This is a genomic window from Pseudarthrobacter sp. Y6 (assembly GCF_050156205.1).
Lineage (GTDB): Bacteria > Actinomycetota > Actinomycetes > Actinomycetales > Micrococcaceae > Arthrobacter.
Genome location: NZ_CP189574.1, coordinates 3,022,605 through 3,041,765, shown reverse-complemented (window position 1 = coordinate 3,041,765; position 19,161 = coordinate 3,022,605). Strand labels below are relative to the sequence as shown.

General features: G+C 64.8%; 18 protein-coding genes and 3 tRNA genes. 17 read left to right on the top strand and 4 right to left on the bottom strand.

The features are described from left to right. Positions 1-59: 59 nt before the first annotated feature. The 6 genes from ACQCSW_RS14625 to ACQCSW_RS14600 all read left to right on the top strand — a co-directional run bounded on the left by ACQCSW_RS14625 (position 60) and on the right by ACQCSW_RS14600 (position 6,385). A complete protein-coding gene (locus ACQCSW_RS14625) occupies positions 60-1,523 on the top strand; it encodes a YibE/F family protein (protein WP_426986981.1) in 1,464 nt (487 codons plus the stop codon). A gap of 83 nt (positions 1,524-1,606) precedes the next feature. Further along, positions 1,607-2,785: a tRNA dihydrouridine synthase DusB gene (dusB, locus tag ACQCSW_RS14620; RefSeq protein ID WP_426986979.1), complete on the top strand. Its 1,179-nt coding sequence runs from the start codon at positions 1,607-1,609 to the stop codon at positions 2,783-2,785. Continuing rightward, on the top strand, positions 2,769-4,067 hold the full coding sequence (locus ACQCSW_RS14615) for a deoxyguanosinetriphosphate triphosphohydrolase (protein WP_426986977.1): 1,299 nt from the start codon (positions 2,769-2,771) through the stop codon (positions 4,065-4,067). The genes dusB and ACQCSW_RS14615 overlap by 17 nt, the downstream gene beginning before the upstream one ends. A gap of 52 nt (positions 4,068-4,119) precedes the next feature. Beyond that, positions 4,120-6,060: a DNA primase gene (gene dnaG, locus ACQCSW_RS14610; protein ID WP_426986975.1), complete on the top strand. Its 1,941-nt coding sequence runs from the start codon at positions 4,120-4,122 to the stop codon at positions 6,058-6,060. A gap of 54 nt (positions 6,061-6,114) precedes the next feature. Continuing rightward, positions 6,115-6,187: transfer RNA gene (locus ACQCSW_RS14605), tRNA-Asn, on the top strand. A 125-nt stretch (positions 6,188-6,312) separates the two neighbouring features. Further along, positions 6,313-6,385: transfer RNA gene (locus ACQCSW_RS14600), tRNA-Asn, on the top strand. Positions 6,386-6,436: 51 nt separating this feature from the next. On the opposite strand, the gene ACQCSW_RS14595 is transcribed toward ACQCSW_RS14600, so the two are convergent. From ACQCSW_RS14595 to ACQCSW_RS14585, 3 genes are all read right to left on the bottom strand, one after another. Next, positions 6,437-6,844: a hypothetical protein gene (locus tag ACQCSW_RS14595; RefSeq protein WP_426986973.1), complete on the bottom strand. Its 408-nt coding sequence runs from the start codon at positions 6,842-6,844 to the stop codon at positions 6,437-6,439. Positions 6,845-6,919: 75 nt separating this feature from the next. Beyond that, on the bottom strand, positions 6,920-7,099 hold the full coding sequence (locus ACQCSW_RS14590) for a hypothetical protein (protein ID WP_426986971.1): 180 nt from the start codon (positions 7,097-7,099) through the stop codon (positions 6,920-6,922). A gap of 26 nt (positions 7,100-7,125) precedes the next feature. Continuing rightward, positions 7,126-8,349 (bottom strand): multidrug effflux MFS transporter, encoded by a 1,224-nt coding sequence (locus ACQCSW_RS14585; protein WP_426986969.1) that lies wholly within the window; start codon positions 8,347-8,349, stop codon positions 7,126-7,128. Positions 8,350-8,540: 191 nt separating this feature from the next. On the opposite strand from ACQCSW_RS14585, the gene ACQCSW_RS14580 reads away from it, so the two are divergent. From ACQCSW_RS14580 to ACQCSW_RS14555, 6 genes are all read left to right on the top strand, one after another. Next, on the top strand, positions 8,541-9,395 hold the full coding sequence (locus ACQCSW_RS14580) for a phage holin family protein (protein ID WP_426986967.1): 855 nt from the start codon (positions 8,541-8,543) through the stop codon (positions 9,393-9,395). A 42-nt stretch (positions 9,396-9,437) separates the two neighbouring features. Further along, on the top strand, positions 9,438-10,061 hold the full coding sequence (locus tag ACQCSW_RS14575; RefSeq protein ID WP_426986965.1) for a CDP-alcohol phosphatidyltransferase family protein: 624 nt from the start codon (positions 9,438-9,440) through the stop codon (positions 10,059-10,061). Further along, complete coding sequence (locus tag ACQCSW_RS14570; protein WP_426986963.1) at positions 10,061-10,969, top strand: DMT family transporter; 909 nt, start codon at positions 10,061-10,063, stop codon at positions 10,967-10,969. Before ACQCSW_RS14575 ends, ACQCSW_RS14570 begins: the two co-directional genes overlap by 1 nt. Before the next feature lie 126 nt (positions 10,970-11,095). Next, positions 11,096-12,292, top strand: coding sequence for a glycosyltransferase (locus ACQCSW_RS14565; RefSeq protein WP_426986961.1), 1,197 nt, complete (start codon positions 11,096-11,098; stop codon positions 12,290-12,292). 129 nt (positions 12,293-12,421) lie between these two features. Next, a tRNA-Ile gene (locus tag ACQCSW_RS14560) sits at positions 12,422-12,495 on the top strand. Between the two features lie 176 nt (positions 12,496-12,671). Then, entirely contained in the window at positions 12,672-13,862 is a 1,191-nt protein-coding gene (locus tag ACQCSW_RS14555) for an acyl-CoA dehydrogenase family protein (protein WP_426986959.1), read from the top strand. A 32-nt stretch (positions 13,863-13,894) separates the two neighbouring features. On the opposite strand, the gene ACQCSW_RS14550 is transcribed toward ACQCSW_RS14555, so the two are convergent. Then, the gene (locus tag ACQCSW_RS14550; RefSeq protein WP_426986957.1) at positions 13,895-14,392 is read right to left on the bottom strand and encodes a murein hydrolase activator EnvC family protein; all 498 of its coding nucleotides are present in this window, start codon (positions 14,390-14,392) and stop codon (positions 13,895-13,897) included. A gap of 403 nt (positions 14,393-14,795) precedes the next feature. Here ACQCSW_RS14550 and rpsB point away from each other — a divergent pair, with 403 nt between their 5' ends. The 5 genes from rpsB to ACQCSW_RS14525 all read left to right on the top strand — a co-directional run bounded on the left by rpsB (position 14,796) and on the right by ACQCSW_RS14525 (position 19,126). Beyond that, positions 14,796-15,698: a 30S ribosomal protein S2 gene (rpsB, locus tag ACQCSW_RS14545; protein WP_056348267.1), complete on the top strand. Its 903-nt coding sequence runs from the start codon at positions 14,796-14,798 to the stop codon at positions 15,696-15,698. Between the two features lie 120 nt (positions 15,699-15,818). Continuing rightward, positions 15,819-16,655 carry a translation elongation factor Ts gene (tsf, locus tag ACQCSW_RS14540; RefSeq protein WP_354250430.1) on the top strand — a complete coding sequence of 279 codons (837 nt, stop codon included), beginning with the start codon at positions 15,819-15,821 and terminating at the stop codon, positions 16,653-16,655. Positions 16,656-16,782: 127 nt separating this feature from the next. Next, complete coding sequence (pyrH, locus tag ACQCSW_RS14535; RefSeq protein ID WP_111906407.1) at positions 16,783-17,520, top strand: UMP kinase; 738 nt, start codon at positions 16,783-16,785, stop codon at positions 17,518-17,520. A 125-nt stretch (positions 17,521-17,645) separates the two neighbouring features. After that, positions 17,646-18,203 (top strand): ribosome recycling factor, encoded by a 558-nt coding sequence (gene frr / locus ACQCSW_RS14530; RefSeq protein WP_190988619.1) that lies wholly within the window; start codon positions 17,646-17,648, stop codon positions 18,201-18,203. Continuing rightward, complete coding sequence (locus ACQCSW_RS14525) at positions 18,203-19,126, top strand: phosphatidate cytidylyltransferase (RefSeq protein WP_426986954.1); 924 nt, start codon at positions 18,203-18,205, stop codon at positions 19,124-19,126. The genes frr and ACQCSW_RS14525 overlap by 1 nt, the downstream gene beginning before the upstream one ends. The last annotated feature ends 35 nt before the right edge of the window (positions 19,127-19,161 follow it).

The window sequence follows — 19,161 nt, the reverse complement described above, 5'->3', positions numbered from 1 at the left end:
TCCATTTACCAACCCTAAGGCGCCGGACGTAGAGTTCAAGGTATGAGGTTCAACTGCTGATGGGCTCCGGTCACACCCACGTTTCAACAGATCATTCGGAGCCGACGGCCCAGGCGATTGCTTCCCGTCGGAAGGCAAACCGCATCCTGGCCGCCGTGCTGGTGCCGCTGACGCTTCTGACCCTCGCGGGCATGGCCATGCTGTGGCCGTCCGGGTCCCAGGACGGCATCTCCCTCGCCAGCCCCTATTCGGCGGCGCCCGGCGTCACGTTTGATACCGGCAAGATCCAGAGCGTCGTCGAAGAAAGCTGCACGCAGGGCTCCACGGCCGCAGGCCCGTTGTCAGGCGGCACCGGCCAACCCGCCCCCGCCGGCTCCGAGTGCATGTTCGCCTTCACGGAACCCGACCAGGGCGGCAGCCCCGTCAAAGTGGTGATAAATCCGGATGTGGCACAATCCCACGGCGTGAAGCCGGGTGACCAGATCAGGTACCTGAACCTTTCCAACGCCCAGGGCGCCGCGGCGTCGCAGGGGTCCCCAGGCTACATCTTCGTTGACTTCGTCCGGACCCTGCCCATCGTGATCCTGGCTCTCCTCTATGCTCTGGTGGTCATCGCTGTGGCGCGCTGGCGGGGACTCCGGGCACTGCTGGGGCTGGTGGGCGCGTACTTCGTCCTTGCCGGCTTTATGCTGCCCGGGCTGGTGGAGGGAAAACCTCCCCTGCTGCTGGCGCTGGTGGGATCAACGGTGATCATGATCGGGGTCCTGTATTTCGCCCACGGCTTCTCCGCGCGGACGTCCACGGCGCTGCTTGGCACCATGTTCGGGCTGGCCATCACGGCGCTGCTCGCTGCCTGGGCCACCGACGCCGCCAACCTGGCCGGAGTGGGCAGCCATGACGCCACCACCCTGATCAACACCTCGGCCAACATCTCCATTTCCGGGGTGATCCTGTGCGGCCTCATCATTTCCGGCCTGGGTGTCCTCAACGACGTCACCATCACGCAATCGTCCGCCGTTTGGGAACTCTACGAGCTGGCTCCCGGCACCAGCGCCCGCAAGCTCTTCACCTCCGCCATGCGGATCGGCCGGGACCACATCGCCTCCACGGTCTACACCATCGCGTTCGCCTACGCCGGCGCAGCCCTGCCCATCCTGATCATAGTGATGCTGTACAACCGGCCGCTGGGGGACACCCTGACCAGCGCCGAGCTTTCCGAAGAAGTCATCCGGACACTCGTCGGCTCCATTGGCCTGGTCCTTGCCATCCCGGTGACCACCCTGATCGCCGTGCTGGTGGTCAAGGCCACGGGCGTCCGGACGGCGGGTCAGCCCGCCATCGGCGTCCCGGACGAAAACCGCCGCCCCGACGGTACCTCGGGCGGCGCCGCCATCAACGCGGACGACGTCGGCGATACCGGTGCGCTCGCAGCGGCCGCCTTCGAGAGGCGGTCGCGGCAGTCCACGGAAGATTCCGCCGATCCCGCCACCACCCGGAGGGGGCGACGGGCAGAACTCGGCTGAACGGCAGCGGGCCGCCCGGCGCTTCCAAACAGTTCCAAAGGGCATTGGACCGCCGATTTGCCCGTCTTTGCGACAATGGACAAGTGACTGTTACCGCAACGCCTCCCGCCCCCAAGCTGGAACTCCCGCCCCTGAAGCTGGGCCCTATCACGGTGGACACCCCCGTGATCCTGGCTCCGATGGCAGGCATCACCAACTCCGCCTTTCGTCGTTTGTGCCGTGAATACGGCGGCGGCCTGTACGTGGCGGAGATGGTCACCTCGCGCGCCCTCGTTGAACGCACACCCGAATCGCTGCGCATCATCTCACACGACGACGACGAAAAAGTCCGCTCCGTCCAGCTGTACGGCGTTGACCCCGTTACGGTGGGCCAGGCAGTGCGCATGCTGGTCGAAGAGGACCGCGCGGACCACATCGACCTGAACTTCGGCTGCCCCGTTCCCAAGGTGACCCGGCGCGGCGGCGGCTCCGCCCTGCCCTGGAAGACAGACCTCTTCACTTCGATCGTCCGGACCGCCGTCAAGGAAGCATCCAAGGGCAATGTCCCGCTCACCATCAAGATGCGCAAGGGCATCGACGATGACCACCTGACGTACCTCGACGCCGGCCGGATCGCCCGCGATGCCGGGGTCGCCGCCGTCGCGCTTCACGGCCGCACCGCGGCGCAGTTCTACTCCGGCCAGGCCGACTGGACCGCGATCGCCCGCCTGCGCGAAACCCTGCCGGACATCCCCGTCCTGGGCAACGGCGATATCTGGTCCGCGGAGGACGCCGTCCGCATGGTCCGGGAAACCGGCGTGGACGGCGTGGTGGTGGGCCGCGGCTGCCAGGGACGCCCGTGGCTGTTCGGTGACCTCATGGCGGCCTTCGAAGGAAGCGACAAACGCTATACGCCGGACGTGCGCAAAGTGGCCGACAGCGTCTACCGGCACGCCGAACTGATGGTCGAGACCTTCGGCGATGAAGGCAAAGCGCTCCGCGAGATCCGCAAGCACATGGCGTGGTATTTCAAGGGCTACGTGGTCGGCAGTGAACTGCGGACCAAACTGGCCATGGTGACCAGCCTGGAGGTGCTGCGCGACACGCTGGACCAGCTGGACCTCGACTCGCCGTACCCCGGCGTTGACGCCGAGGGCCCGCGCGGCCGCGCAGGCTCGCCCAAGAAGCCGGCGCTGCCCAAGGACTGGCTGGAATCCCGCGCCCTGAACGCTGCACAGTCCCAGGACATCTCCGCCGCGGAACTGGATGTTTCCGGTGGCTGAGACGCGCACCACGGCACAGGCCCTGCCCGGCTACGAGGCCCACGATTCCGCCCGCTGGGTGGAGGAACCGCCAAAAAACAACTACCGCTCCGATTTTGAGCGGGACCGCGCCCGGGTGCTGCACTCCTCGGCCCTGCGCCGCCTCGGCGCGAAAACGCAGGTGGTGGCACCGGATACGGACGACTTCGTCCGCACCCGCCTGACCCACAGCCTCGAAGTTGCCCAGGTGGGCCGGGAATTGGGCCGCGCCCTGGGCTGTGACCCGGATGTGGTGGACACCGCCTGCCTGAGCCATGACCTGGGGCACCCGCCGTTCGGCCACAACGGCGAGTCCGCCCTGAACGAGGTGGCACATGCCATCGGCGGCTTCGAAGGCAACGCCCAGACCCTCCGGCTCCTCACCCGGCTGGAGCCCAAGGTCCTGGCCACGGACGGGCGCCCGGCCGGCCTGAACCTCACAAGGGCCAGCCTGGACGCGGCGGCGAAATACCCCTGGTCCGCGTTGAACGCGCCCGTGATCCACGGCCAGCGCACCAGCAAGTTCGGCGCCTACGAGGACGATCTGCCCATCTTCAACTGGATCAGGGAGGGTGCGCCGGAACACCGCTCGTGCCTGGAGGCACAGGTCATGGACCTGGCCGACGACATTTCGTATTCCGTGCACGATGTCGAGGACGCGATCGTGGCCGGGCACTTCCAGCTGCGCTGGATGGACAACCCGGACCACCGGGCCCGTGTGGTGGGCTACGCCAAGCAGTGGTACCTCCCGCACAACGACCCCGCCGCGATTGACGCTGCCCTGGCCCGGCTGGAAGCCACCGACGTCTGGGTCCGCGAGGCCGACGGCAGTCGAAAGTCCATGGCCGCCCTGAAGAACATGACCAGCCAGCTGATCGGCCGGTTCTGCCAGAGTGCCCTGGAGACCACCCGCGCCGTTTACGGCCCGGAAAACCTCACCCGGTACAGCGCCGAGCTGATGGTCCCGGACGAGACGGTTATGGAGATCGCGGTCATGAAGGGCCTGGCCACCACGTTCGTGATGACCACCGAACACCGCCAGCCCATATACGAGCGCCAGCGCGAGGTGCTGCACGCCCTGGTCACCGCCGTGAACGCCACGGGGGACCGCCACCTGGAGCCGATGTTCGCGGCCGACTGGCGGGACGCGCCCGACGACGGCGCACGGCTCAGGGTGGTCATCGACCAGGTGGCATCGCTGACAGACGGTTCGGCGCTGGCAATGTACGAGCGGCTCGTGGGGAGCCTGCCCTCGCTGTGGTGACAGACGCCAAAGGCCGGCTTTCACCGTCGTGCCTCAGGACTAGGATGGCACTGTGGCTGGGCTGATCAAACGTGAAGACATAGACGAAGTACGCCAGCGCACGGACATCAAGGAAGTGGTTGACGGCTACGTCACGCTCAAGGGCGCCGGGCTGGGAACCTACAAGGGCCTCTGCCCCTTCCACGACGAGCGGTCGCCGTCGTTCACCGTGCGCCCCCAGGTGGGCAGGTACCACTGCTTCGGGTGCGGCGAAGACGGGGACGTTATCGCCTTTGTGCAGAAACAGGACCACACCTCATTCCATGAGGCCGTGGAAAAGCTGGCTGCCCGCATCGGGTACGAACTGCGCTACGAAGACGGCGGCACCGGCCCCAACCGTGAGGAAGTGGGCAAGCGCCAGCGCCTCCTGGATGCCCACAAAATCGCCGATGAGTTCTTCCGCGCCCAGTTGCTGACCTCCGGGGCCGCCGAAGGCCGGAACTTCCTGTTCGGCCGTGGCTTTGACCGCGCCGCCTCGGAGCAGTTCGGCGTGGGCTACGCGCCGCAAGGCTGGGACGCGCTGCTGAAGCACCTGCGCGGCCGTGGCTTCACGGACCAGGAGCTTAAGCTGACGGGAATGTTTTCCGAAGGCAACCGGGGTATTTATGACCGGTTCCGCGGCAGGCTCATCTGGCCCATCCGCGACATCGCCGGCGACACCATCGGTTTCGGCGCCCGCAAGCTGTATGAGGACGACCAGGGTCCCAAGTACCTCAACACCCCCGAAACCACGCTCTACAAGAAGTCCCAGGTGCTCTACGGGATTGACCTCGCCAAGCGCAGTATCGCCAAAGACCGCCAGCTCGTGGTGGTGGAGGGATACACGGACGTGATGGCCTGCCACCTGGCAGGAATCCCGACGGCGGTGGCCACCTGCGGCACAGCGTTCGGCACCGAGCACATCAAGATCGCCCGCCGCTTGCTATCCGACGACGGCACCGGGGGAGAGGTCATCTTCACCTTTGACGGTGACGCCGCCGGGCAGAAGGCGGCGCTGCGTGCCTTCGAGGAAGACCAGCGCTTTACCGCCCAGACCTATGTAGCCGTGGAGCCCACCGGCGCCGACCCCTGCGACCTCCGCCAAAGCAGGGGCGACGCCGCCGTGCGGGATCTGATCGCCACGCGCCGGCCGCTGTTCGAGTTTGCCATCAAGGCCACGCTCAGGCGCCACAATCTGGACACCGTGGAGGGCAGGGTGGCCGCGCTGCGGGAATCGGCTCCGGTGGTGGCCCAGATCCGTGATGCAGGCATCAGGCCCGCCTACGCCCGGGAACTGGCCGGCTGGCTCGGCATGTCGGTTGAGGACGTCAGCCGGGCTGTTGGTGTCGCCATGAAGCGTGCCGCCGCGGGCGGGCCGGCTGCCCCGGGGACGCCCGCCGGTGCCCCGGGTCAGATGGCGTCCCCCCCGGCGGGGTCCGCCCAGGCGGGCGGACCCGGCGTGGCTGCCGGACCGACGTCGGGCGCTGTCCCTTCCTACCAGCGGCCCGACCCCAGGGACCCCGTGGCCTCCATGGAGCGGCAGGCGCTGGAGGTGGCGCTGCAGGAGTCCGCCCTCCTGGGCGGCGGCATCTGGGAGCGCTTCGCGGCCGCACGCTTCGTGACCCCGGCGTTCCAGGCCGTCCACGACGCCATGCGCGCCTCGGGTCCCGGACTGATCGGCGAGCCCCTGCGCTGGGTGGAGCAGGTGATGCACGAAGTCCCGGAACCCCTGCGACCACTGGTGTCCGAACTTGCTGTGGTGCCGCTGCCCGCGAGCACCGCTGAAGCCGTCCAGAAGTACTGCAAGGACATTCTGTCGAGGCTGTTCGAACTCCAGATCACGCGGGTGAAGGCGGACAAGATGGGCCAACTGCAGCGGCTGGATCCGGCAGCGAATCCGGAGGATTTCCAGCGGCTCAACAGGGAACTGATGATGCTCGAAATGGAGCGCCGGGCACTGCGCTCGGACGCCTGAAACGCGCCGATTTCACTCCCTGCGGGGACTTTGCTAGGCTGGTACCCGCTTCATTCCTCCTTAGCTCAATTGGCAGAGCATTCGACTGTTAATCGAAGGGTTGCTGGTTCAAGTCCAGCAGGAGGAGCGCACAATCCCCGTTCCGGGTCTCCGGAGCGGGGATTTTTTAATACCCGGGGAGGGTATTTGGGGCTGCGCCGCCGCCGATTTCCCATTCCCGGGAAACCTTTGCTAATGTCATACCTGCTTCATTCCTCCTTAGCTCAATTGGCAGAGCATTCGACTGTTAATCGAAGGGTTGCTGGTTCAAGTCCAGCAGGAGGAGCAAACAACAAAAGATCCCCGTCCTCTCTGTGAGGACGGGGATCTTTTGCATTCACACAAAGTCCATTTCCACCTGCAGGAAGCACTCAGCTTCGGCAATGGCCGCGCGGAAGGCGTCCTGCTCGGTGGGGTACTTGCGGGGCTCCCGCGGATGCCACTCATGGGGCGCTGAGTGCACCCGGACGAAGCCGGAGGCCGGCGGTGCGTAGAAGATGCCGAAGCGCTGCACGGGCCACTCAGGCGAGGTCTCCGGGGCCACCAGGAGGGCGGCGTTGAAGGCGGCGTTGAACCACTGCGCGATGGGCCGCCGCCTGTCGTCCGTGAAGAGTCCGGCAGCATAGAGGGCTGCGGACTGCTGGCCGGTTTGGGCGCACAGCCGGTCCCACCACATGGGCAAAATGCCTGAGTCGCAACGTTGCCATGTGGCCGGGGGCGGCGAGGAGAATTGCCAGCTGGGCACGGATCTATTTTATCGCGGGAAAGCTCCCTGGCGGCAGGGACGTGCCCTCTCCGCAGGTGGCCCGTAATTTTTCCGCTAGGGGCGGTTCCAGGGACCCGGGTTGACCCGGTACAGCAGGGCAGCGCCTGCCAGCGCGCCGAGGATGATGCCGACGGCACCACTGCCGAACACGCGCCCAAGGAAGTAACCGGCGACGGCGCCGAGCACCGCCCCGAGGAACAGTCCCCGGGGGTTGCGGTGCGGCTTGCGTTTCATGCGTTTTATCAATGGATCGACGGGGTTCAGTGGATCGACGGCACGGTGCGTGGCCTGACGACCAGCCAGAGGCCCGCTATCGCCAGCAGTATGCATGCGGCCTGCACGGCGCCCATGGGGGTGGAGCTGGTGATGCCCAACCAGCCCGCCACCGGCGAAACCAAGCCGGCCATCAGGAAGGTCGCGGCACCCAGGAGGGACGCTGCCGTCCCGGCCTGTGCGCCGTGGCTGCTCAAAGCCAGCACCTGCACGCAGGGGAATGTGAAGCCTGTGCCCATGATGTAGAACCAGAGCGGAACCATGACGCCCCAGAGCCCCAGGCCGGCCTGGTCAAAGACCACGATCAGCAGGGCCATGAGGAACATCCAGGCTGTGGAACAGGCAAGGATCCACTGCGGTGGGACAGTACGGATGAGCCTGGAGCTGATCTGGACGCCGGCTACAATGCCGAGGGAATTGATGCCGAACAGCAGGCCGTATTCCTGCGGCGAGAACCCGAAAATGTCCTGGAACAGGAACGGCGACGCGGACAGATACGTGAAGAGGCCGGCAAAGTTCATGCCGCCCACAATCAGCAGGCCCACGAAGATCCGGTCCGTGAAAAGAACCTTGTAGCGCTGGCCGGCAGTCATGCCGGTCAGGCCGCGCTTCTCCGGTGGCAATGTTTCGCGGACCAGGACGAGCGCGGCGATGATGACCAGCGTGCCGTAGCCGGCCAGGAACACGAAGATTCCCGGCCAGGGCATGACCAGGAGCAGCTGTGATCCGATGACCGGGGCCAGGATCGGCGCCAGTCCGTTCACCAGGGCCATGCGCGAGAACATCCGGACCATGGCATAGCCGGAGAACAGGTCCCGCACCATTGCCATGGCCACCACGCCGCCGCCGGCAGCACCCACGCCCATGAGGACGCGGAAGAGGCCCAGCGTGGAGATGTCGGTGGACAGGGCTGCTCCCACAGAGGAGGCGATGTGCAGGGCCGTTGCCAGGATCAGCGGGAGCCGCCGGCCGAACTTGTCGCTGAACGGGCCCACCACCAGCTGGCCGAGGGCAAAGCCCACGGTGGTGCCGGCCAGGGTCAGCTGGACCTGGGCCTCGGTGACCCCCAGGCTCGCTTCCAGTGCCGGGAACGCCGGCAGGTACAGGTCGATCGTGAAGGGGCCCAACGCGGTGAGGGCACCGAGGAGGAGGATGTACAACAGTTTCCGGCGGCGGGTCAGCGAATCGCCCGGATTCGAGTGAATGGTCACGGAGACCAATCCTAGGCCCGGACTTTCCAACTTTCCGGGGTTGCAGGCGCGCCGTACGGCCAACCCGGAAGTTTGCCCTGAACCTGAATGATAGTTTTGGGAGGGCGGGACCGTGCTGCCGCGGGCTCCCACAGCACACGGAAGCCGAATCGACCAGGCAGCAGACTATGCAACAAGTTAGGCGGGAACCGATGAGCGGACGTCACACCGGGCGCACCAGCCAGGGATTGCGGATCACCGCGCTGCCCAGGACGCTGAAGCTACTCTTTCGCCTGGCCCCCCGCCAGCTCAACGACGAAATCGCCTTCGCTAAGGTCGAGCTCAAGCGCAAGGGCATCCAGGTGGGCGTCGCCGCCGCCTTCTTCGCCGTCGCGCTTATCTTTGTGGCGTTCCTTGTGGTTGGCCTGATCGTGGCCGGCATCATGGGCCTGGCCACCATCATGCCGGCGTGGCTGGCCGCGCTGCTCGTCTGCGCGCTGTTCCTGATCATCGCCCTCATTGGTGCCCTGATCGGCCTCCGCAAATTCAAGCAGGCCATGCCCCTGGTCCCGGCCGAGACCATCCGCGGGATCAAACACGATCTTGGCATTGCCAAGGAAGGCTCGGGCTTCAACGCCGCGCTGCTAGATCCGGCGAGCCCGGAGGCCAAGGCCGCCAAGGCTGCCAAGGACGAAGCTGCCGCGAAGGCCAAGGCCGAGAAGGAAGCCAAGGCCGAGGCGCATAAACAGGAGTTCCCGCACGCGTCCGAGCCCGAGCTTCACCGCCGCCTGGAACAGCGCCGGCGGCACCTGGCCCAGGTCCGCGACGAACTGGATACCGAGCTCAACATCAAGCCGCAGGCCATGTTCCTGCTGGGCGCTGCCAAGGAAAAACTGTGGGAGGGCAAGGCCGCCGTTGAACACGGCGCGGCCGCGGCCAGCCAAAAGATCGCTGCCTTGTCGGGATCCCCGGACGGTGCCGGCCTCCGCTGGAAGCCGCTTGCCGCCCTTGCCGCCTCAGCAACGATCTTCGTGGTGCTCCTGCGCAGGCTGCTGCGGAACCCATAGCAACACAACACGTCACACTGGGCTCTAAGGAAGGGGGACGGATTGAGGTTCATCGGCGCTGGCGCGCGGCCCGGCCGCCCCCAGATTAACCACGACCGCGTCTTCACCATCCCCAACGCCCTGACGGTGCTGCGTTTTATGGGGGTGCCGCTTTTTGTCTGGCTGGTCCTGGCCCGGAAGGAGTACGGGATCGCCGTTGTGGTCCTGGTGGTCATGGCGGGAACCGACTGGATTGATGGCTACGTGGCCCGCCGCTTCGACCAGGCGTCCAAGCTGGGCCGGGTCATGGACCCGCTGGCTGACCGGCTTGCGCTGATCACGGTGGCGGTCACCCTGGTGATTGCCGGCGTCGTCCATTGGCTGTACCTGGCGGCACTCCTGGTGCCTGACGCCGTACTCCTGGTGCTGACCCTCTCCTACTTCGGGGGCCATCCTGACCTGCCGGTGAGCCGGGTAGGCAAAGTCCGCACCGGACTCCTGCTTCTGGGCACGCCCCTGCTGGTCCTGTCGCGATTGGACACCCCGTTTGCCGGGCCCCTGTACATTGCAGCCTGGATCGTGCTGGGACTTGGGCTCGCCGGTCATTGGATTGCCGCGTACAACTATTTCTGGGCCATTCTGCGGAAGGGCCGTCAGCAGTCCCATCACGACGGCGGCACCGCCTGATGGTGTGGGTGGCGGTTCTGCTGGCGGTGCTGGGGGCTTTCTGCCTCGCCTTTGGTGCGCAGAAGCAGGGGAGTGCCGTCAAAGCCGACACGGGCGGGCTGGCGCTGAGTTCAAACGGCTTCCTCCGCCTGCTCCGTAATCCGCGGTGGGTGCTGGGACTTCTCCTGCTGTGCGTCGGGATGGGAATGAACGCGGTGGCCCTGGTCTCCGCGCCGCTGACGGTGGTGCAGCCGATCGGCGCCATTGCGCTGGTCATTACCACCGTGGTGAACGCCCGCGACCAGGACATCACCATCAACCGGGCCACCATGGTGTCCATCGCAGCCTGCGTGACCGGCTCCGCACTCTTTGTCCTCCTCGCCGTCAACGTGACGCAGGAGAACCACCACGTGAGCCAGGAGGACGAACTCACCATTGTGCTGCTGCTGGCACTGGCCGTCGGCGTGTTCGGCACCCTGACGCTCTTGTTCCGGCACCGGATGAGCGCATTTGTCTACATCCTCGGCGCCGGCGTTCTGTTCGGCTTCGTCGCGGTACTGACACGCATCATCGGCAAACACCTGCTGGATCCGAACGGGCTGGCACTGCTCAATGTCCAGTGGTATTCGGTGGTGGCCATCGCGGCGGCCGGCGGCCTGGGGTCCTGGTTTGTGCAGAGCGCCTACTCGGGCGGCCCGCCGGACCTGGTCATCGCCGGGCTGACGGTCATCGACCCGATCGTGGGCATCGGCATCGGCATAGTGATCCTGGGCGAGCTGCGCCCGGACGTCCACGCCGTGATGGCGATTGCCATGGCCGCGGCTGCTTCGCTTGCTATCGTGGGGGTGATCGCCCTTTCCAGGCACCATCCCGAGGTCACCAAGCGCAGGAAAGATGCGCGGAAGGCGGCGGGCAGGGCGTCCCACTAGCTTGTTTACCCAACTAGCGCACTTTTAGTACCAGCCGATTCTAAGAGGCCCCGCGCTACCGTGCCGGCGGCCAACCGGCGCGGCCAGCGACAGCTGCCCGCGCCGTGACCTTCAGGAGCTCTCCACGTGACAACGCCCCCCGACCAGCCTCCCCTGACCATCCTGGTTGCCGCGGATACGTATCCGCCCCACATCAACGGGGCCGCCCAGTTCAGCTACCGTCTAGCCAAGGGTATGACCGGACGCGGCCACAACGTGCATGTGCTGGCCTGCCGTGCGGACAACGGCGCGAGCTTCACGGAGTTCCGCTCCGAGGCCACCGTGCACCGGCTCCGATCCCACGGGGTCTTCACCCACGAATACTTCCGCATCTGCTTCCCCTGGGAAATCAAGAAGGAGATCAGCCTCCTTTTCGATCGGGTCAAGCCCGATGTGGTGCACATCCAGAGCCACTACATGATCGGCGAGCACGTGCTCTACGAAGCGGCAAAGCGGGGCATCAGGATCGTGGCCACGAACCACTTCATGCCCGAGAACCTGAACCCGTTCCTGCCGTTCCCGCAGTGGTTCAAGGACATCATCGGCAAGATCTCCTGGAAGGACATGGGCAAGGTTATGGGCCAGGCGGACGTCGTCACCACGCCCACACCCCTGGCTGCGAAGGCCATGCACCAGCACGCTTTCCTGCACAAGGTACTGCCACTCTCCAACGGCATTGACTCCGCGGCCTATGAGCTGCAGCCAGGCGAAGTGATCGAACGGCACGCCCATCCAACAGTAGTCTTTGTGGGGCGCCTGGCCGAGGAAAAGCACGTGGATGTGCTGATCAATGCTGTGTCCAAGACGCCCGCGGAGCTCAACGTCCACCTGGAGATTGTGGGCGGCGGCGAAGTCCACTCGGCTCTTGAAGCGCAGGCGGAACGGCTCGGACTGGGGGAGCGGGTGAAATTCCTGGGACTGGCCAGCGATGAAGACCTCCGGGAGGCCTACATCAAGGCGGATCTGTTCTGCATGCCGGGGACCGCCGAGCTTCAGTCCCTGGTGACCCTTGAGGCCATGTCTGCCTCCACGCCCGTCCTGTTGGCGGATGCCATGGCCCTGCCGCACCTGGTGCGCGACGGCGAGAACGGCTATCTGTTCACTCCTAACGACAGCGACGACCTCGCAGCCAAGATCACCCGGATCCTGCAGCTGCCGGCCGACGAACGGGCTGCAATGGGCCAGGCCAGTCGACGGATGGTGGAGCCGCATAGCATCGAGGGCACGTTGCAGACCTTCGAGGACCTCTACAAGGGGGCAAGCTACGACGACAAAGCGGTCTGACAGCCGCCCGCTCCAGCCTGGCCGGGCGCGGCGTTTTGACTGCGTGGTCATGATGCCCGCCACTGTTTGCTAGAGTGTTTTTGCCCTGCTGAAGCCGAAGTCCTCCGCGGACCACGCCAGCAGGGGCAGGGGGCTATAGCTCAGCTGGTTAGAGCGCGGGACTCATAATCCTAAGGTCCTCGGTTCAAGTCCGAGTAGCCCTACCCAAGCACCAGACCACCGTGGAACCGCGGCTGACGAAAGATCGTCGGCCGCGGTTTCTTTCGTTTTCCCGCAATTTACGGTAAGTTACTGACCAGTAACTTACCGCTGCCGCTGAGTCCCGGCCTGTCCTGCCACGGCTGGCCCGTCCGCGCTGCTGATCTTTGCGAGGGAACCAATGTCCAAAGCCTCTGTTGACATCAACAACCTTCCGTACGCCGACGGCGACTTCTTCGCCTTCGAGCAGCTTCTCACTGGCAAGGAGCAGGACCGGCTGGCCGAGATCCGGGGTTTCCTTGCCCGCGAAGTCCGGCCGATTGCCGTGGACTGCTGGAACCGCGGCGAGTTCCCTATGGAGCTCATTCCCAAGCTGGCCGAAATCGACCTGGTGAGCCCCGTGCGGCGCCAGGGCTACTCGAACCTCTTTGCCGGCCTGGTCCATGCCGAGGCCACACGCGCCGATACCTCCATCGCCACCTTCCTGGGGGTCCACGACGGACTGTTTACCGGTTCCATCGAAGCCCTCGCCTCCCAGGAACAGCAGGAGGCGTGGCTCCCGGATATCTATTCGCTGAAGAAGATTGGTGCTTTCGGGCTTACCGAACCCCTGGGCGGTTCCGACGTAGCCGGCGGCACGCGCACCACGGCACAGCGCGACGGTGACACCTGGATCCTCAACGGAGCCAAGCGCTGGATCGGCAACGCTACGTTCTCCGACTGGGTGGTCATTTACGCCAGGGACCTCGCCGACAACCAGGTCAAGGGTTTCCTTGTGGATACAGCACTGCCCGGCTTCAGCGCCACCAAGATTGAAAACAAGATCTCTCTCCGGACCGTCCAGAACGCAGACATCGTCCTGGAGAACGTGGTGGTTCCGGACTTCTTCAAGCTGGCAGGCGCCAACAGTTTCCGCGACACCAACAAGGTGCTGAAAGTCACGCGGCTGTCCGTCGGCTGGCAGGCAGTCGGCCAGCAGTTGGCAGCCTTTGACGTGGCCCGCCGCTATGCCGTAGAACGCCACCAGTTCGGCCGTCCGCTGGCGTCGTTCCAGCTGGTCCAAAGCCAGCTGGTGCAGATCCTGGGGAATGCCGTCAGCTCGATGGGCATGATGGTCCGGCTTTCCCAGCTCGAGGACGCGGGCCAGGCCAAGGACGAACAGTCCGCCCTGGCCAAGGCATTCACCACCGCCCGGATGCGCGAGAGCGTGGCGATCGGCCGCAGCCTCCTGGGCGGCAACGGCATCGTGACGGACTTCGAGATGGCCAAGATCTTTGCAGATGCTGAAGCAATCTACTCGTATGAGGGAACCCACGAGATCAACACCCTCGTGACCGGCCGCGCCATCACCGGGATCTCTGCCATCGTCTAGTGGCGTCGGCCTTAGGCGTCACGCGTCAGCCGTCAGCCAGTGTCCAGCCTCAGGGGCAGGAGGATGGATGGGCGGAGGTCAGTGACGAATTCCAGCGGATTGACGTAGGCGTCCCCCCGCCTGACGCCCCAATGGACGCAGGCAACAGCGTCGCAGTGTCCGGGTTGCAGCGTTCCTAAGGTTTCGCCCTTTGCCACCACGGTTCCGGCTGTGAGTGTGCTTTCGACTGGCTCAAAGCTGCTGCGGAGACCGCCCCCGTGATCGATGGTGATCACAGGGCGGTCCACCACTACTCCCACAAAACTGACGGTGCCGGACTCCGGCGAGGTGACCGGGACGCCGTCGTGCGTTGCCTCAAGGTCCACGCCCCGGTGCCCGCTCATCCACGGCTTGTCCGGTGGGTCGAAGGCGCGCAGCACCGTTGGCCTGGGGGAGAGTGGCCACTCCCAGGAGGCGCGCGGCGCTGTGTCCGCTGGAGCCGCCGCGGCCGGGAGCAGAAGTACAGCGGCGAGGACAAGTATTGCTTTCATGAACCCAGTTTTCCGTGCCGGATCACTCAGGGGGAGTGTCCACTTTGGCCATGTGGAAAACGCCCGCCAAAGGCCTTGGGGTTGTCCTGCGGATATTGGCTCCTGTTGTACACTTGATGGAGCAGTTTGCTGTGCCCTCAACGCTTGCGTCAGCACGCCTCATTCAGGAATGCGGGGGAGCAGCAGCTGACTACGCGTATCCAGCCCTCCAAATCTGAAGCCCCGGCTTTGTAAGAAGAGGATTGTGTCTCTTGCGGTCAGGGCCTCGCGGTCCTGATGAGAGTCGCAATGGATGCCAGGAGCGCGGCCCGCCTTGGGCCACGCTAAATAACCGTCAACTATTGGCAGGGTAAGAGAGCCTGAAAGGCTCTCTCATGAATGACCTGCCGGAAGGAGCGCCGGCATGCCCGTCGTAACTATGCGCCAGCTGCTTGACAGCGGCGTCCACTTTGGACACCAGACCCGCCGTTGGAACCCGAAGATGAAGCGATTCATCTTCACGGAGCGCAACGGCATCTACATCATTGACCTTCAGCAGTCGCTGTCCTACATCGACCGCGCCTACGAGTTCGTAAAGGCCACCGTTGCACACGGCGGCACCGTACTCTTCGTCGGCACCAAGAAGCAGGCCCAGGAATCCATTGCTGAGCAGGCTACCCGCGTTGGACAGCCTTACGTGAACCAGCGCTGGCTCGGCGGTATGCTGACCAACTTCCAGACCGTTTCCAAGCGCATCCAGCGCATGAAGGAACTGGAAGAGATCGACTTCGACGACGTCGCCGGTTCCGCGTACACCAAGAAGGAACTGCTGCTCCTTCGCCGTGAACTCACCAAGCTGGAAACCAACCTCGGCGGTATCCGCAACCTGACCAAGGCACCGTCCGTGCTCTGGATCGTGGACACCAAGAAGGAACACCTGGCCGTTGACGAAGCCAAGAAGCTGAACATCCCGGTTGTGGCCATCCTGGACACCAACTGCGATCCTGACGAAGTCGACTTCCCGATCCCGGGCAACGACGACGCCATCCGCTCCGTAAACCTGCTGACCCGCGTTGTCGCCGACGCCGTTGCTGAGGGCCTCATCGCCCGCCACAACCGCGCCACGGGCACCACGGAAGCTCCGGAAGAGCCGCTGGCTGAGTGGGAGCGCGAACTCCTCGAAGGCAGCAAGACTGAAGAAGCTCCCGCCGCTGAGGCTGCTCCGGCTGCTGAAGAAGCTGCCGCTCCCGCAGCCGAAGAAGCAGCCCCGGTTGCCGAGGAAGCTCCGGCAGCCGCCGAGGCTCCCGCCGCCGACGCTGACAAGTAAATCCGGATTCTCCGGCGCTGCCCGCAGCGCCGGAGCACCTGACAGGATGGCGGCTCACCCGGTGAGCCGCTGTCCTGTCGGTCCGTACACCACATACATTTTCTAGACAGAGGGGTTCCCATGGCGAACTACACTGCCGCCGATATCAAGGCTCTGCGCGAGCGCACCGGCGCCGGCATGATGGATGTCAAGAAGGCTCTTGACGAAGCCAACGGTGACGCCGAAAAGGCCATCGAGATCATCCGCATCAAGGGGCTCAAGGGCGCTACCAAGCGCGAAGGCCGCTCCACCGCTGAAGGCCTGGTGGCCGCCAAGGTCAGCAACGGCGTCGGCGTCATGATCGAGGTCAACTGCGAGACCGACTTCGTCGCCAAGGCTGACAAGTTCATCCAGCTGGCTGACAAGGTCCTGGCCGTGGCTGTGGAGTCCGGCGCTGCCGATCTCGACACCCTCCTGGCCATCGAGGTTGACGGCAAGCCGCTGTCCGAGATTGTCGTCGAAGAAGGCGCAATCCTCGGCGAAAAGGTTGTTGTCCGCAAGCTGTCCCGCATTGAGGGCGGCACTGTTGACGCGTACCTGCACAAGACGTCCAAGGACCTCCCGGCCCAGGTCGGCGTCCTGTTTGCTGTTGACGGTGAAGGCGAAGCCGCTGCCACCGCTGCACACGACATTGCAGTGCACATCGCAGCGATGTCCCCGAACTACCTGACCCGCGAAGACGTTCCGTCCGACCTGGTCGAGTCCGAGCGTCGCATCGCTGGAGAGACCGCCAAGGCTGAAGGCAAGCCCGAGGCTGCAATGACCAAGATTGTGGAAGGCCGCGTAACGGGCTTCTACAAGGGTGAGGTCCTGGTTGACCAGGCTTTCGCCAAGGACGCCAAGAAGTCTGTGGCGCAGGTCCTCGAAGAGGCCGGCGTCAAGGGCACGTCCTTCGCTCGTTTCCGCGTCGGCTCCTAGTCGAATCCGCAAAGGGGTGGCCACTTCGGTGGCCGCCCCTTTTGCATGCACGGGCTAAATGTCCGATGAGACCTTTGGCCACCCGGCACGATAACCTTTTTCAGAGTTCACCAACGGGAAGGCACCCATGGAAGCCGTCAATTCTTCAAGCCAGCCAGAGAAAAGCAGGCGCCGCGTCCTCCTGAAGTTGTCCGGCGAGGTCTTCGGCGGCGGCAAGCTGGGCGTTGATCCCGACACCGTCCGCGACGTCGCCAAGCAGATCGCCGCGGCGGTCACCGAAGTGGAAGTTGCCATCGTCGTCGGCGGCGGTAACTTCTTCCGCGGCGCGGAACTGTCCCAGAGCGGCATGGACCGCTCGCGCGCCGACTACATGGGCATGCTCGGCACCGTCATGAACTGCCTGGCGCTGCAGGACTTCCTGGAGCAGGCCGGCGTTGAGACCCGCGTCCAGAGCGCCATCACCATGGGACAGGTCGCCGAGGCTTACATTCCCCGGCGGGCCATCCGCCACATGGAAAAGGGCCGCGTGGTCATCTTCGGCGCCGGTGCCGGCCTGCCGTACTTCTCCACGGACACAGTGGCCGCCCAGCGCGCCCTTGAGGTCCACGCGGACGTCGTCCTGATGGCCAAGAGCGGCGTGGACGCCGTCTACACCGCAGATCCGAAGAAGGACCCCACTGCCGAGAAGCTAGACACCCTGAGCTACGACGACGCCCTGCGCCGCGACATCAGGGTCATGGACCAGACCGCAATGACCATGTGCAAGGACAACAACCTGTCCATGGTGGTTTTCGGGATGGAAGGCGAAGGGAACGTCACCCGCGCCATCCTGGGCGAAAAGCTCGGTACCCTGGTGACCCCGTAGCTCCAGCTAGGATGATCTGAGCACGGTTCCATGCCCGCGGCCGGGCAACAATGGAACCAGGAACACTGAACCAAGATTGTGCAGGGAACCGGTATCCGGACTGCACTGATTTCTGAGGAGAGACCGTGATCGAAGAAACCTTGCTCGAAGCCGAAGAGAAGATGGACAAGGCAGTAGAGGTAGCCAAGGAAGACTTCGCCTCGATCCGCACCGGACGGGCAAACCCGGGCCTTTACAACAAGGTCCTGGTGGACTATTACGGTTCGCCCACGCCGCTGCAGCAGCTCGCTTCCTTCGCCATTCCGGACGCGCGTACCATCCTCATCACGCCGTTCGACAAAACCGCACTGCGGGACATCGAGCGGGCCCTGAGCGACTCCGAGGTGGGCGCCAACCCCTCCAATGACGGCAACGTCATCAGGATCACCATCCCGGACCTGACCCAGGAGCGCCGCAAGGAATACGTCAAGATCGTCAAGACCAAGGGCGAGGACGCGAAGATCTCCATCCGCAACATCCGGCGGAAGGCCAAGGAAACGCTGGACAAGCTCGTCAAGGACGGCGAAGCCGGCGAGGACGAAGGCAGCCGCGCCGAAAAGGAACTGGATGCCCTGACCAAATCGCATGTTGACGGCATCGACGAGCTGCTCAAGCGCAAGGAAGCAGAGCTGCTCGAAGTCTGATGAGCCAGGCAGAGCAGGCCCCGGCACAAAGGGCGCGCACTAAGGGGAAACAGGCGCGGAGCAATCCGACGCCCAAGGCTGGCCGGAATCTTCCGGCAGCCATTGTGGTGGGCCTCGCCATGCTGATCGGCGTCCTTGGCGGGCTGGTCTTCCTCCCGCTCGGATTCGTCGCCGTCACCACCGGGTTCGCGGTCTTCGGGGTCTGGGAAATCTTCCGCGCCCTGGAGGCGAACGGGACCAGGATGCCTATTGTCCCGGTCATGGTGGGCACGGTTGCCATGCCGTTCGCCGCCTATTTCGGCGGTCCGGAGAGCCTGCTTTTCGCCATGCTCCTGAGCTGCGTTGCAGTTCTCCTCTGGCGTTCAGTGGAGAGCCCTGCCGGATCAGCGAACAGCATCTTTGCCGGCGTGTTCACCCTGGGTTGGGTGCCGTTCTTCATTAGTTTCGCAGCCTTGCCGCTGCACGCCGTCGGAGTGGCCACCCCGGTGGGTCTCTGGCCTGGCGGGACCGTGCCGCCCGGGGCCTGGCAGGTGGCCGTAATGCTCCTGCTGGTGGTATCAAACGACACGTTCGGCTATCTCGTCGGCGCGTCCCTGGGCAAACATCCCATGGCCCCGAAGATCAGCCCCAAGAAATCATGGGAAGGCTTCGCCGGCTCCATTGCAGGGGCCATGCTGATCGGAATCCTTGCCAGTATTTTCCTGCTGGACAAACCCTGGTGGGTGGGTGTGATCCTCGCCGTGGGCGTCGTCGCAGCGTCCACCGCAGGAGACCTGGCCGAGTCGATGGTCAAACGTGAACTCGGGATCAAGGACATGAGCAGCATCCTGCCCGGACATGGGGGCGTCATGGACCGGCTGGACTCCATTGTTTTCGCCTGTCCCGTGGCATTTGTGCTGTTCGCACTGGTTGCGGTCGTCTGACACGACCTTACGGCCCACCTCCGCCGGAGCACCGG